This window comes from Pseudomonas pudica (genome assembly GCF_015680405.1).
GTDB lineage: Bacteria > Pseudomonadota > Gammaproteobacteria > Pseudomonadales > Pseudomonadaceae > Aquipseudomonas > Aquipseudomonas pudica.
This window is the reverse complement of record NZ_JADLJS010000032.1, coordinates 1-14565: the sequence shown is the minus strand read 5'-3', so window position 1 is coordinate 14565 and position 14565 is coordinate 1. Positions and strand designations below refer to the sequence as shown.

Here is a 14565-nt window from a genome sequence, read left to right as displayed (position 1 = left end):
TCCCACAAGGATCACCACAGGCGCTGAAACTGTGCAGTACATGTGGGAGCGGGTTTACCCGCGAAAGGGCCAGCGCAGCAAACGAAAAAGGCCAGCTCCCTACAGAGGGAACCGGCCTTTTTGCATTCAACTAACGGGCTGTTACTTACCCGCAGTCAGCGCGTTGTAGCTGGTAATCAGGTTGCGATAATCCGGAATGTGGTTGGAGCACAGCGCCGCCAGCCCTTCGATGTCGTTGCGCCAGTCGCGGTGCAGCTCACAGGCCACGCCGAACCAGGTCATCATTTGCGCGCCGGCGCGGCTCATGCGGTCATGGGCAGCATCGCGGGTCATTTCGTTGAAGGTGCCGGAAGCATCGGTCACCACGAACACTTCGAACTCCTCTTCCAGGGCCGACAGCGCCGGGAACGCTACACAGACCTCAGTCACCACGCCAGCAATGATCAGCTGCTTCTTGCCAGTGGCCTTCACCGCCTTGACGAAGTCTTCGTTGTCCCAGGCGTTGATCTGGCCTGGGCGGGCGATGTACGGGGCGTCCGGGAACAGGGCTTTCAGCTCTGGTACCAGCGGGCCGTTGGGGCCTTGTTCGAAGCTGGTGGTGAGGATGGTCGGCAGGTTGAAGAACTTGGCCAGGTCGGCCAGGGCCAGCACGTTGTTCTTGAACTTGTCCGGCTCGATGTCACGGACCAGGGACAGCAGGCCAGCCTGGTGGTCGACCAGCAGGACAGCGGCGTCGTCTTTGTTCAGGCGGTTGTAGGTGAATTTGCTCATGGTCTGTGCTCCTAAGGGTTATGAATTTTTCAGCAATCTGGGGTGTTTCGTGTTGATGGGCACAGATTAAAATCATCACCTTTACGGCGGTAGATAGCAGAATTTGGCTTTAGCGTTCCGTTTTATGAACGATAGATTTGCACTGGATTTACTGGCCTCTTCGCGGGCACGCCCGCTCCCACTGGGATCGCACAAGTTTCAAGGCCAGTGCGGTACCTGTGGGAGCGGGCGTGCCCGCGAAGAGGCCAGCACAGGCTGCCAACAACCGGAGACCGATCATTGGAAGACCTCAACTCCCTCTACTACTTCACCCAAGTCGTGGAACACGGTGGCTTCGCACCTGCCGGCCGGGCGCTGGACATGCCCAAGTCGAAGCTCAGCCGGCGCATCGCCGACCTTGAGGACCGCCTCGGCGTGCGCCTGCTGCACCGCACCAGCCGCCACTGCTCGCTGACCGAGATTGGCCAGGCCTACTACAACCGTTGCCTGGCCATGCGCGTGGAAGCCGAGGGCGCGGCAGAGATCATCGAGCGCAACCGCAGCGAACCACGCGGCCTGGTGCGTATCAGTTGCCCGACCACCCTGCTCAATTCCTGGGTCGGGCCGATGCTGACCCGCTACATGCTCAAGTACCCGCAGGTGGAGCTGTTCATCGAGAGCACCAACCGCCGCGTCGACCTGCTGCACGAGGGTTTCGACATCGCCCTGCGGGTGCGCTTTCCGCCGCTGGAGAACACCGACATGGTGATGAAGGTGCTGAGCAACAGTACCCAGTGCCTGGTCGGCCAGCCGCAGTACCTGGAGCAGTTGCCCAAGGGCTTCGACCCGCAGCTGCTCGGCACGCTCCCCAGCGTGCATTGGGGCAGCGCCCAGCGTGAGTACCAGTGGGAGCTGTTCCAGGGCGAGGACAGCAGCCGCAGCATCGTCATCCCGCACACACCGCGCATGGTGACGGACGACCTGTTTGCCCTGCGCCATTTCGTGGTGGCGGGGGTGGGTATTGCGCACCTGCCGCGGGTGGCGGTGCGTGAGGACCTGGCAGCGGGGCGGCTGGTGGAGTTGTTGCCCGACTGGCACCCGCGTTGCGGCATCGTGCATGCGATCTTCCCGTCGCGGCGCGGGTTGCTGCCTTCGGTGCGTGCGCTGATCGATCACCTGGCCGAAGAGTTCGCCATCAGCGACATGGCCTGACGCTCCTTGAGCAGCAGGTCGACCAGCAGCGCCAGCAACACCGCCCCGGCCGCCACCGCGAACAGCACACCGTAGTGGCCATCCGTGGCGGCGAACAACGCCGAGTATGCGTAGCCGGCAATGGCCTGAAAACTGGCGAACGAAACTGTCGCACGGCTCCAGGTCGCATTCTGCCGATCATGGCCGTCCACCAGCTGATGCACTCTGGCAAGCGCCAGTGGCACGATGCCCGGGGGGAAGGAGCCGATCAGCAGCGCGGCGGCACCCAGCAGGCGCAGGTCGTGACTGCTCAGCAAGATCCCGATCGCACCCAGTTGTGCCAGCAGCACCAGACGAATGCCGGCACGGGCACCGAGGTGATCGGCCAACAACCCATACAGTACCGGTCCGGCAATCGCGCCCAGGCCATAGAGACCCCATATTACAGCGCCAGCGTGGGTGCCCGCGCCCAGGCCGCGGCTGATGTAATCGACCAGAAACATCATGGGTGCCACCAGCGCCGTGGCCATCAACGCGTATTGCCCAAACAGCACGAGAATTGCGGGTGAAACCGCCGCCTGCCGCCGTGCGGGGGGCACCGACGAATGTTCAAGTTCAACGGGCCAGCCTGCCCAGCTGGTAACGGTCAGCAGCAGCGACAACGCGGCCAGCCCCAGCCAGGTCTGCTGCAGGCCTTTATCCAGCAACCATGGCACCAGACTCGCAGAAGCCGCGACGCCCAGGCCCAGGCCCAGGAAGATGGCCCCGCTGGCCAGGCCGCGTCGCGAGGCAGTGACATGGGGCAATATTGCGCTGGCCACCAGCACCATGATCACACCACCTGCCACGCCCGACAGCAGGCGCCAGGCAAAGAACCAGCTCACCGACAACGGCCAGGCACACGCCAGGAATGTCAGGCTCACCAGCACCATCATGCCGCGCAGCGCCATGGCGCTCGACCACCGGGCAGCCAGCGGCCTGCCAATCAGGGCGCCGATCAGGTAGCCGGCCAGGTTTGCCGCCCCCAGATAGACCACTGCTGAACTGGCGAACCAGTGAGCACCGATCAGTGCCGGAATCAGCGGTGTATAGGCAAACCGTGCCAGGCCGATCCCGACCAGGCTGGCACATAGCCCAGCCCAAATCGGCAACCAGGGTGCACGTATCGAATTGTTCATGATTTCCCCTGCCCCGTGAACGGCGCTTGATGATGGTGATGGGGAAAGCATAAATTCGCCGAACGATGAAATAACGCAGCGAGTTTACATACCAGCCCTGCATTTTCGCATCACCGAGGACGACTTCGATGAACTGGGACGACACCCGCGTGTTTCTTGCATTGTGCCGCGAGCAAACCCTGCGCGGCGCCGCACGCCGCCTGGGCGTGGACCAGGCCACGGTGGGTCGCCGGCTCGCATCGCTGGAGGGCGCGCTGCATGCCACGCTGTTCCTGCGGACCTCCAGCGGTTACTCACTGACCAGCGCCGGCGAAGTGGCTATGCGGGCTGCCTTGGCGATGGAATCTGCCGCCGCCGGCCTGCAGCGGCAGATTCTTGGACTGGATGACCGCCTGAGCGGAGTAGTGAGAGTGACCAGTACCGACGCCTTCGCATCGGACTTCATCATCCCAGCCGTGGCTCGGTTGCGCCTGGAACACCCTGGGATCGAAGTGCAATTGCACGCGTCCACGCAGATGCTCAACCTCAGCCAGCGCGAGGCAGATATCGCCGTACGTACGCACAAGCCGGACAACCCTGAACTGGTGGTGCGGAGCCTGGCGCGCTGGCAAACCGCACTGTTCGCCTCGCATACGTACCTCAAGCACTTTGGCGAGCCGGTGCCCGGTGGTGCGTTTGCCGGGCACGAACTGGTGATCTACCAGCCTTATCTGGACAGCGGCAAGGAGGTGACACTGGCCGGCGAACCGATCGCCAAAGGGCGCATCGCCATGACTTGCACCTCGGGGCTGATGGTGCGCCAAGCACTGGCCAGTGGCATCGGGCTGGGTGAACTGCCGGTGCCGATGGGCGCACGTGCGGGCTTACAGCAAGTGTGGGCGCAAGGCAGGCCTTACGACATCTGGCTGGTGACCCATCAGGATGTCCGCCATACGGCGCGGGTGCGGGTGGTGATCGATGCGATCGCCAAGGCGTTCAGCCTCTAGCTGCCCGTTCCAGCACAACCTTACAAGACCGCTGGCCTATCCTTGCTCCACAGTCCCGGATCATCCCCCTTGGAGGCCCCATGATCCGCGCCAACCCCGGACCAGGCCGCGCCCTGCTCGCCACCCTCGCCCTATGCCCGGTACTCAGCCAGGCTGACGAACCCGGCTGGTCGCTGCTCAGCCGCAACTACTTCCTGCACAGCGACTTCCGCTCGCCCTCCGGCAGTGGCCAGAACTACCGCCAGGAATGGGCCCAGGGTTTCATTGGCGAAATCCGCTCCGGCTTCACCGAGGGCACGCTCGGCGTCGGCATCGATGCCCATGGTTTTCTCGGCCTCAAGCTGGACGGCGGCCGCGGCCATGCCGGCACCGGCCTGCTGCCGCGCGACAGCGATGGCCGCGCCGAGTCCGACTACTCAAGCGCCGGCGCCGCACTCAAGCTGCGCCTGGGCAATACCCAACTGCGCTACGGCGAAATGACCGTGGAAACCCCGGTGTTCGACACCAGCGACAAACGCCTGCACCCGGAGTACGCCACCGGCTGGTTCCTGGACAACACCGACCTGCCCGACTGGCGCCTGCAGGCCGGGCATTTCACCGCCTTCAACAACCAGGACAACAGCTCCAGCCACGATGACTTCAGCGGCTATGGCGCTACCACCGACAAACGTGCCATCAGCCTGGCCGGCGCCGCGTTCGCACCCGACGAGCCATTCGGCGGCGCACTGTACGCAGGCCAGCTGGATGACACCTGGCGCCAGGCCTACCTCAACCTGAACCTGGCCGAGGGCAACTGGCGCCTGGACGGCAACCTGTACAAGACCCGCGACACCGGCAATGCCAGTGCCGGGGCAATCGACACCCTCGCCTACAGCCTGCTGGCCAGGTACAGCTTCGGCGCCCAGGCGCTGAGCCTGGCCTACCAGAAGGTCGAGGGCGACACCCCGTTCGACTTCGTCGGCGGCGACTCGATCTACCTGGCCAACTCGATCAAGTACGCCGACTTCAACGGCCCCGGCGAGCGCTCGTGGCAACTGCGCTACGACCTCGACTTCGCCACCCTTGGCGCCCCCGGCCTGAGCCTGATGGGCCGCTACGTCAGCGGCCGTGGCATCGATGGCAGCCATGCCCCAGCCGGTGGCGTCTACGTGGGCCAGTACGGCGACGGCGGCAAGCACTGGGAACGCGACATCGACCTGAAATACGTGGTGCAGTCCGGCGCCGCCAAGGACCTGAGCCTGTCGTTTTCCCACGTCAGCCACCGCGCCAACCAGGCCCAGGCCGGCGATGACATCGACCGGATCTACCTGATCATTGAATGCCCACTCAAAGGCAGCTTCTGACATGAGCACATCCCCTTCAGGCGCCTGGAGCCCATTGCGCAACACCACCTTCCGCATGCTGTGGATCGCCACCATCGCCTCCAACATCGGCACCTGGATGCACGAGGTGGGCGCCGGCTGGCTGATGACCACGCTGTCGGCCAGCCCTTTGCATGTGGCCCTGATCCAGGTAGCCGGCTCGCTACCGATGTTCTTCCTTGCCCTGCCGGCCGGCGCGGCGGCGGATATCGTCGACAAGCGCCGCTACCTGTTGCTGGTGCAACTGTGGATGTCTGCGGTGGCCGTGGTGCTGGCGGCCCTGACCCTGCTCGGGCTGATGAACGTCACCCTGCTGCTGGTGCTTACCCTGGCGTTGGGCATCGGCACGGCACTGATGATGCCGGCCTGGAGCGCGCTGACACCGGAGCTGGTGAGCAAGGACGACCTGGCCAACGCGGTGGCGCTTTCCAGTGTCGGTATCAACGTGTCACGCGCCGTCGGCCCGGCTTTGGCCGGCGTGGTGGTGAGCATGGTCGGCCCGTGGCTGACCTTCGCCCTGAATGCCATCTCGTTCGCCGGGGTGATCCTGGTGCTGTTCCTGTGGAAGCGCGAGGTGAAGGAGCCGCTGCTGCCGGCCGAGCGTTTCGTCGGCGCCATGCGCACCGGGCTGCGTTTCGCGCGCAGTGCCAAACCCTTGCAGGCGGTGATATTGCGCGCCTTGGCATTCTTTTTCTGCGCCAGCGCCGGTACCTCGCTGCTGCCGTTGATCGTGCGTGGCGAGATGCATGGCACCGCCGCCGATTTCGGCCTGCTGCTGGCGGCCATCGGCATTGGCGCAGTGGCCGGTGCCACCTTGCTGCCACGCTTGCGCGAACGCATCAGCCGCGACCGCCTGGTGCTGCTGGCCAGCCTGCTGTATGCACTGTTCCTGCTGGCCCTGGCGCTGGTGCGCAACTTCTATGTGCTGCTACCGGCGATGCTGCTCAGCGGCGCGGCGTGGATTGCCGTGCTGTCCAACCTGCAGGTGGCGGCACAGACCTCAGTGCCTGCCTGGGTACGGGCGCGGGCTTTGTCGGTGTATATCCTGATCTTCTTTGGTGCCATGGCCAGTGGCGGGTTGCTGTGGGGCACGCTGGCCAGCCATGCAACGATCACCTTGAGCCTGCTGCTGGCCGCAGGCGGCCTGGCGTTGGGCACGCTGCTGACCTGCAAGGTGACGCTACCGGAAACCGTAGCCGAGGAGCTGACGCCGTCACTGCATTGGCCGGTGCCACTGCTGAGCGACGACATGGACAAGGAAAGCGGGCCGGTGATGGTCACCGTGGAATACCACATCGACCCGGCCAAGGCCGAGGCGTTCCAGCAGGCCGCACGGGAGCTGGAGGCGATGCGCAAGCGCAATGGCGCGTTGTCGTGGGGGTTGATGCGCGACAGTGCGGACCCGGCGTTGTGGCTGGAGTTTTTCTTCGAGGAGTCGTGGCTGGAGCATTTGCGGCATCACCACCGGGTAACCCGGGGTGAGCTGAAGATCGAGGCGCGGGTGCGGATGCTGCAGACCGATGGGGTGGAAGTGAAGATTCGGCATCTGTTGGCTGGAGCTGAGCACAAGGCTCACCATTGATGCTATTCGCGGGCTCGCCCGCTCCCACAGGGATCGCACAGAGCCTGAGGGCTGTGATGTACCTGTGGGAGCGGGCGAGCCCGCGAAGGGGCCAGCACTGAAGGAACAAAAAAGGGGGCCAATAACTGGCCCCCCTTTTTCACATCAGCTCAGCTTAGAACGCGAAGCACGAGCAACCGAGCGCGCCCCAGAAGCCTTGGTAGTCATTCACCGGCACACTCGAATGCCGGGCCTTCTCATGGCTGTGCGCATGCACCCCGCATGGCCCGCTGCACTGGTGCACGGCGGCTGCCAGCGACGGAGTGCCCACCCGCCAGTGCCCCGGCACTTTGGTCACCGGCGACCACTCCGGCAGCACCGGCACCTGGGGCGGGCCGAGCTTGTCGAATTCCGCCGCACCATACACCACCTTGCCGTCGACCACGGTCAGCACCGACTCGATGCCCTTGATCGCCTCTTCATCGACACTGAAGAAGTCCAGCGACAACGCCGCCAGGTCGGCCAGCTGGCCCACCTTGATCTGGCCCTTCTTGCCCTGCTCGCTGGAGAACCAGGCGCTGCCTTGGGTAAACAGCTGCAGCGCGGTGTCACGGCTGAGGCCTTCCGGGTACAGCTCCATGCCACCGACGGTCTTGCCGCTGACCAGCCAGTACAGCGAGGTCCACGGGTTGTAGCTGGACACGCGGGTGGCGTCTGTACCGGCGCCCACCGGCACGCCCATGTCGAGCATGCGCTTGATTGGCGGGGTCTGCTCGGCGGCCTTGGCACCGTAGCGGTCAACGAAATACTCACCCTGGAAGGCCATGCGGTCCTGGATGGCGATACCGCCGCCCAACGCGCGCACGCGCTCGATGTTTTGCGGCGTGATGGTTTCGGCGTGGTCGAAGAACCACGGCAGGCCATTGAACGGGATGTCGCGGTTTACCTTCTCGAACACGTCGAGCATGCGCGTGATCGATTCGTTGTAGGTAGCATGCAGGCGGAACGGCCAGCGCTGCTCGACCAGGTGGCGCACCACCGGCTCCAGCTCCTGCTCCATGGTCTGCGGCAGGTCCGGGCGCGGTTCGAGGAAGTCCTCGAAGTCGGCGGCGGAGAACACCAGCATTTCGCCGGCGCCATTGTGGCGCAGGAAGTCGGTACCGCTGTGCAGCTTCACGCTGGAGGTCCACTTGCGGAAGTCGTCCAGCTCTTCCTTGGGCTTCTGGGTGAACAGGTTGTAGGCAATGCGCACGGTCAGCTGGTTGTTGTCGGCCAGCTCCTGGATCACCTGATAGTCGTCCGGGTAGTTCTGGTAGCCACCACCGGCATCGATGGCGCTGGTCAGGCCCAGGCGGTTGAGCTCGCGCATGAACTGGCGCGTGGAGTTGACCTGGTATTCCAGCGGCAGCTTCGGCCCCTTGGCCAGGGTGGCGTAGAGGATCATCGCGTTGGGGCGGGCGATGAGCATGCCGGTCGGGTTGCCGAACTTGTCACGCTGGATCTCGCCGCCCGGCGGGTTGGGCGTGTCCTTGGTGTAGCCGACTGCCTTGAGCGCGGCGCGGTTGAGCAGTGCGCGGTCATACAGGTGCAGCAGGAATACCGGGGTATCTGGCGCGGCCTGGTTGATCTCCTCCAGAGTGGGCATGCGCTTTTCGGCGAACTGGAACTCGTTCCAGCCGCCGACCACGCGCACCCACTGCGGGGTCGGCGTACGCGCAGCCTGGTCCTTGAGCATGCGCAGGGCATCGGCCACCGAAGGCACGCCTTCCCAACGCAGTTCCAGGTTGTAGTTCAGGCCACCACGGATCAGGTGCAGGTGCGAGTCGTTCAAACCAGGGATGACCGTACGCTGCTTGAGGTCGATGATTTGCGTGGTGGCGCCCTTGTGGGCCATGGCTTCGGCGTCGTTGCCCACGGCGATGAAACGGCCATCCTTGATGGCGACGGCGGTCGCGGTGGGCTTTTCACGATCAACGGTGTGCAGTTTGCCGTTGAACAGAATCAGGTCGGCGGTCATGGAACCTCCTTGGGTGAATGCGTGAGCGGAACCGGCGGAACCGGTAAAGGGCAATGCGGACCAGAGCGCGCCGGCGGCACCGAGCACGGTACTGGTGGCGAGGAACTGGCGACGGGTCTTGTCGTTGCGGTCCTGGGACATGGGGTTCTCCGTCTGGGTGCGGCAGCGGGCAGGCGCAACTGCGGAGCATGCCGGTTGGTGTAGGGGCAAGGCTTGGATGGATGTGCGGTGGGTGGTTGAAGGTTAGCCCTGTTCAGCATTTGTGCTGCCTGGGCTGGCCTCTTCGCGGGTGAACCCGCTCCCACAGGGACACCACAGGCCTGCAAGACTGTGGTATCCCCCTGTGGGAGCGGGTTTACCCGCGAATGCCTCCCACCATTACTCCTGGAGGAACGCCAGCAAGTCCTCATTCAGCTGCTGTGCATGAGTCACCGCAAACCCGTGCGGCGCCCCCGCGTACACCTTCAGCTCAGCCCCGCGAATCAGCTCCGCCGCCTGCTTGCCGGTGCTCTCGAACGGCACGATCTGGTCGTCGTCACCGTGGATCACCAGGGTTGGTACATCGATCTTGGCCATATCCGGACGGAAGTCGGTTTCGGAGAACGCGGTCACACAATCCAATGTGCCCTTGATCGATGCCATCAGCGCAATGTTCAAGGTCTGGGTCTGCACACCCTGGGACACCTGCTGCCCATGGTTGAGGCCATAGAACGGCGTGGCGAAATCGGCGATGAACTGCGCCCGGTCGGCACGCAGGCCGGCGCGGATACCGTCGAACACCGACAGGTCGACACCTTCAGGGTTGTCGCCACGCTTGCCGAACACCGGTGTCACCGCGCCCAGCAGCACCAGCCCGGCCACCCGCTCGTTGCCGTGGCGGGCGATGTAGCGGCTGACGTCACCGCCCCCCATCGAGAAGCCCACCAAGGTCACGTCGCGCAGGTCGAGGTGCTCGATCAGCTGGGCGATGTCATCGGCAAAGGTGTCGTAGTCGTAGCCGTTCCACGGCTGGCTCGAACGGCCGAAGCCACGGCGGTCGAAGGCAATGGCCCGGTAGCCGCGGCTGGCCAGGAATTCCATCTGCGAATCCCACATGTCGGCATCCAGTGGCCAGCCGTGGCTGAACAGCACAGGCTTGCCGCTGCCCCAGTCCTTGAAGTAGATCGAAGTGCCATCGCGGGTAACGAACGTGCTCATGTCGGTATCTCCTTGAAAATGTCGAGGTAAAGGCCTGGCTCAGCCGCGCAGCCAATTGGCGCAGCGGCGGGTTACCCAAGGCATGATGTAGAACACCACGGGCAGGATGACGAACAGGTTGACGATCAGGTTGCTGGTGATCACTCCACCCAACTGCGGGACGCGTGCGAACAACGGCGCCAGCAGTTGTGGAACGATCATGGTCATCGGGCAGATCACCAGGTAGGTCAGCAGCGCCTGCTTCCAGCGCGGCGGTTGGGCTGCCGTGGTGCCCGGCGTGCTATCAATAACCTGGTGTTGCAGGCATACGGTTACCACTTCGCGGTTGTCTTGGAGTGCGGTGTTCATCGGCGTTCCTTGGGATGAGCTTGCCCGCATCCACTGTGCAACGGCGGACGGGCGCAGGATTGGACAGGTGTGCTGCCTTGGCGGGCACCGGTTTGCGGTGCCCGCGCATCTGGCTTACTTGTTGGCGTTGAAAGCGTTGTAGCTGGTGATCAGGTTGCGGTAGTCCGGGATGTGGTTGGAGCACAGCGCCGCCAGCCCTTCGATGTCGTTGCGCCAGTCGCGGTGCAGCTCACAGGCCACGCCGAACCAGGTCATCAGTTGTGCGCCGGCCTGGCTCATGCGGTCGTGGGCGGCGTCGCGGGTCATGGCATTGAAGGTGCCGGAGGCATCGGTGACCACGAACACTTCGAACTCTTCCTCCAGGGCTGACAGCGCCGGGAAGGCTACGCACACTTCAGTCACCACGCCGGCGATGATCAGTTGCTTCTTGCCGGTGGCCTTCACCGCCTTGACGAAGTCTTCGTTGTCCCAGGCGTTGATCTGGCCTGGGCGGGCGATGTACGGGGCGTCCGGGAACAGGGCTTTCAGTTCCGGTACCAGCGGGCCGTTGGGGCCTTGCTCGAAGCTGGTGGTGAGGATGGTCGGCAGGTTGAAGAACTTGGCCAGGTCGGCCAGGGCCAATACGTTGTTCTTGAACGCGTCCGGTTCGATGTCGCGGACCAGGGACAGCAGGCCAGCCTGGTGGTCGACCAGCAGGACAGCGGCGTCGTCTTTGTTCAGGCGGTTGTATTTGAAGTTGGTCATGGTCGTTGCTCCCAAGGGTTTTGATCTTTTCAGTAAGTGGGGTGTTTCGCGTTGATGGGAGAAGATTAAAACCATGACCTTTTTGGCGGTAGATAGCGATTTTTGGCTCTAGCGTTCTGTTTTATGAACGATGGTTTTGTGTGGGCTGTACCGGCCCTTTCGCGGCTAAAGCCGCTCCCACAGGGATTGCGCTGGATTTGAATCGTGCGCAGTACCTGTGGGAGCGGCTTTAGCCGCGAAGAGGCCGGCACAGGCCCCATTGCCTGCCCGGCCAACCTGCTCTATTACTACCCACAGCCCTCCCCTCACCCGAGACCACCATGCTGGCGTTCATCCAGTCATACCCGTTGTTGCTCGGCACCGCCCTGATCCTGCTCGACCTCGTGCTCTGGCAACTGATCCCTCTCCAGCACCGGGCCTGGCGCATCGGCGCGCGGCTGGTGCTGTTCCTGCTGTTCAGCTCGGTGCTGGTGGCTGCCGGCATGAGCCCGCTGCAACCGCCACCCTGGCCCGATGATGTCTCGCGCAACCTGATCGCCACGGTACTGGCGATCGGCTGGTGGCTGTTCGGTGCGCGCACGGTGACGGTGGTGTTCGGCCTGTTGCTGGGCGCCCGTGGCAGCCACGGCGGGCGTTTGCTGCAGGATGTGCTGGGGGCGCTGATCTTCCTGGCTGCCGTGGTCGCTGCCGCAGGCTATGTGTTGCAGTTGCCGGTGAAGGGCCTGCTGGCTACGTCGGGGGTCATGGCCATCGTCATCGGCCTGGCGCTACAAAGCACGCTGGCCGACGTGTTCAGTGGCATCATCCTGAACACCACGCGGCCCTATCAGATTGGCGACTCGATCTCCATCGACGGCACCGAAGGCAAGGTGCTGGAAATCGACTGGCGTGCCACCCGCCTGCTCACCAGCACCGGCAGCCTGGCGGTAATCCCCAACTCGGTGGCGGCCAAGGCCCGGCTGCTCAACCACAGCCGCCCGGCCGATGTGCACGGGGTGTCGATCAGCGTGGTGGTGCCGGCCAAGGTGCGGCCCAAGCGGGTGTTCGATGCGCTGGAAAAGGCCTTGCAAGGCGTGAGTGCCATTCTTGCAACGCCAAAACCAAAGGTGACGGTGAAAGCCTCGACGCTGGAGTCGGTGGAGTACGAAGCCAGCGGCTTCGTGGCCGACGCGGGCGCCAAGGGCGACGCGCGCAACCAGCTGTTCGACCTGGCTCACCGACACCTGGAGGCCAGCGGGGTGATGTGGAACGCCGACCTGGCCACGCCACCACGCAGCCGCCAGCGCGAGGTGCTGGACGAGGTGCGGGTATTCCGCTCGCTGAGCGCGGAAGAGCGCGATGCGCTGAGCCAGCGCATGACGGCGGTGGAATACCTGGCCGACCAGGTGATCCTGGGCGTGGGCGAGCATTCCGATCATTTGCTGGTGATTGGCAGCGGAGTGGTTTCGGCGTCGATCCGCGATGGCGACAAGCTGGTCGAGGCCGGGCGCATGGGGCCGGGCGAGGTACTGGGGATCGAGGGGATCGTCGATGAAGAGGACTCGCTGGCCGAGTTCCGCACGCTGACCGGTTGCGTGCTGTACAGGATCGACAAGGAACAGGTGAAGAGCTGCCTGGTGCAACGCGGCGATGTGCAGACGGCGTTGAGCAAGTTGCAGCGGTTTCGGCGGCAGAACCGGGAGTCGTTGTTGCTGCAGAAGCCGGTTTCGATCAAGAAAGGCGGCTTTCTCAGCTGGTTGCACAAGTAAGCCTGTGCCGACCCCTTCGCGGGTAAACCCGCTCCCCCAGAGACCGCGCAAATTCAGAAGGCTGCGCCGTACCTGTGGGAGCGGGTTTACCCGCGAAGAGGCCGGTGCTTACAACACCACTCTGAGGCATTGCCCCGCGTGGTACAGCGAGAACCCGGACTCATAGAACGCCGTCCGCAGCGAGGGTGCACTCACGCCCTTCATCGGCGAAAACGGAATCGGCAGGCTGCCCGCCTCCCCCTTCAGCAGAAACTCTGCAAACGCCCGACCAATCACGGTCCCGGTGGTATTGCCCCGCCCGTTGTACCCGGTCACCGCCACCAGCCCCGGCGCCGGTTCGAACAGGCGCATCAGGTGATCGGGAGTGAAGTCGATGCAGCCGGTCCAGTGCATTTCCCACTCGACCTTGCCCAACTCGGGGTAGTAGTGGCTCTGGATCCGGTCGGCCCAGCTGCGCACGAACCACGCCGGCTTGTTGTCGACCCGGCCCAGGCTGCCTAGCAGCAGGCGGCCCTGGTCGTCGCGGCGGATGCTGCTGAGCACGGTGCGGGTGTCCCACGAGCCTTGGCCATGTGGCAGCACCTTGTCGGCTGCTGTGCCCTGCAACGGCTTGGACGCCACCTGGTAGTAGTAGCCGCGGAAAAACTGCTTCTGCAGGTTGCTCCAGTCGCCTTCGGTGTAGGCGCCGGTGGAAATCACCACCTTGTCGGCGCGCACCGAACCGCGAGCGGTCTTCACCCGCCAGGCATCGCCGTCACGCTCCAGGCCTTCGACCGAAGACTGCTGGAACAGCTTGCCACCCAGGCGTGCCACCGCTGCGGCCAGGCCCTGGGTGTAACCCATGGGGTTGATGGTGCCTGCGCGGCGGTCGAGCAGCGCGGCGGAAATCTTGTCGGTGCCGCAGTATTCCTGGCACTTGCCGCCGGTCAGCAGTTCCACATCGGCACCACGGCGGCGCCATTGTTCGTGGCGGGCCTCGAGGTCGGCGATACCGGTGGCGTTGTGCGCCATGTGCAGCGTGCCTTTGTGCTGGGCCTGGCAGTCGATGCCAAGGCGTTCGATCATGGCGAACACTTCGGCCGGGGCTTCGCCGAGCACCTTGTTCAGGCGGCTGCCCTGCTGCAGGCCGAGTGTGGCCTCGACATCGTCGGGGCGGATCCAGGTGCCGGCGTTGACCAGGCCGACGTTGCGCCCGGAGCCACCGTGACCGATCTTCCAGGCCTCCAGCAGGATTACCGACTTGCCCTGTTCGAGCAGATGGATGGCCGCCGACAGGCCGGTAATGCCGCCACCGATCACGCAGACATCGGCCTTGTGCTCACCGGCCAGAGCCTGGGCGGCGACGGTCGGTTTGCTGACGAATTCCCACAAGCATTCTTGACGCAGTTCGGACATGGCCCGGCTCCAGCAATTTGTTCTTGTTGGGGCTGCTTTGCAGCCCATCGCCGGGGGGCGGGGGGGGGGGGCGGGGCCGCGCGGGGAGG

At 64.3% G+C, this 14565-nt stretch carries 12 protein-coding genes; 5 read left to right on the top strand and 7 right to left on the bottom strand.

Annotated features, from left to right (window positions below; all coding sequences use genetic code 11):
• Positions 1-141: 141 nt before the first annotated feature.
• Positions 142-771: an isochorismate family cysteine hydrolase YcaC gene (ycaC, locus tag IRZ77_RS19560; protein ID WP_013974760.1), complete on the bottom strand. Its 630-nt coding sequence runs from the start codon at positions 769-771 to the stop codon at positions 142-144.
• A gap of 279 nt (positions 772-1050) precedes the next feature.
• Here ycaC (IRZ77_RS19560) and IRZ77_RS19555 point away from each other — a divergent pair, with 279 nt between their 5' ends.
• A complete protein-coding gene (locus IRZ77_RS19555; RefSeq protein WP_046613664.1) occupies positions 1051-1962 on the top strand; it encodes a LysR substrate-binding domain-containing protein in 912 nt (303 codons plus the stop codon).
• Here the strand turns inward: IRZ77_RS19555 and IRZ77_RS19550 are convergent.
• On the bottom strand, positions 1923-3119 hold the full coding sequence (locus IRZ77_RS19550; protein ID WP_196174208.1) for a YbfB/YjiJ family MFS transporter: 1197 nt from the start codon (positions 3117-3119) through the stop codon (positions 1923-1925). The genes IRZ77_RS19555 and IRZ77_RS19550 overlap by 40 nt on opposite strands.
• Before the next feature lie 128 nt (positions 3120-3247).
• On the opposite strand from IRZ77_RS19550, the gene IRZ77_RS19545 reads away from it, so the two are divergent.
• The 3 genes from IRZ77_RS19545 (at position 3248) to IRZ77_RS19535 (ending at position 7048) form a co-directional block, all read left to right on the top strand.
• On the top strand, positions 3248-4105 hold the full coding sequence (locus IRZ77_RS19545) for a LysR family transcriptional regulator (RefSeq protein WP_085601138.1): 858 nt from the start codon (positions 3248-3250) through the stop codon (positions 4103-4105).
• An 80-nt stretch (positions 4106-4185) separates the two neighbouring features.
• A complete protein-coding gene (locus IRZ77_RS19540; protein WP_196174206.1) occupies positions 4186-5448 on the top strand; it encodes an OprD family porin in 1263 nt (420 codons plus the stop codon).
• 1 nt (position 5449) lies between these two features.
• Positions 5450-7048 (top strand): MFS transporter, encoded by a 1599-nt coding sequence (locus IRZ77_RS19535; RefSeq protein WP_196174204.1) that lies wholly within the window; start codon positions 5450-5452, stop codon positions 7046-7048.
• Between the two features lie 154 nt (positions 7049-7202).
• Here the strand turns inward: IRZ77_RS19535 and IRZ77_RS19530 are convergent, their stop codons facing one another.
• From IRZ77_RS19530 to ycaC (IRZ77_RS19515), 4 genes are all read right to left on the bottom strand, one after another.
• A complete protein-coding gene (locus IRZ77_RS19530) occupies positions 7203-9044 on the bottom strand; it encodes an amidohydrolase (protein ID WP_161797614.1) in 1842 nt (613 codons plus the stop codon).
• A 378-nt stretch (positions 9045-9422) separates the two neighbouring features.
• Entirely contained in the window at positions 9423-10241 is an 819-nt protein-coding gene (locus IRZ77_RS19525; RefSeq protein ID WP_085601136.1) for an alpha/beta fold hydrolase, read from the bottom strand.
• A 39-nt stretch (positions 10242-10280) separates the two neighbouring features.
• Entirely contained in the window at positions 10281-10589 is a 309-nt protein-coding gene (locus tag IRZ77_RS19520; RefSeq protein WP_046613671.1) for a hypothetical protein, read from the bottom strand.
• A 114-nt stretch (positions 10590-10703) separates the two neighbouring features.
• A complete protein-coding gene (gene ycaC / locus IRZ77_RS19515) occupies positions 10704-11333 on the bottom strand; it encodes an isochorismate family cysteine hydrolase YcaC (protein WP_085691498.1) in 630 nt (209 codons plus the stop codon).
• A 320-nt stretch (positions 11334-11653) separates the two neighbouring features.
• Here ycaC (IRZ77_RS19515) and IRZ77_RS19510 point away from each other — a divergent pair, with 320 nt between their 5' ends.
• Positions 11654-13081: a mechanosensitive ion channel family protein gene (locus IRZ77_RS19510; protein WP_196174202.1), complete on the top strand. Its 1428-nt coding sequence runs from the start codon at positions 11654-11656 to the stop codon at positions 13079-13081.
• A 108-nt stretch (positions 13082-13189) separates the two neighbouring features.
• Here the strand turns inward: IRZ77_RS19510 and amaA are convergent, their stop codons facing one another.
• Positions 13190-14476, bottom strand: coding sequence for an L-pipecolate oxidase (gene amaA, locus IRZ77_RS19505; RefSeq protein WP_196174200.1), 1287 nt, complete (start codon positions 14474-14476; stop codon positions 13190-13192).
• Positions 14477-14565: the final 89 nt, after the last annotated feature.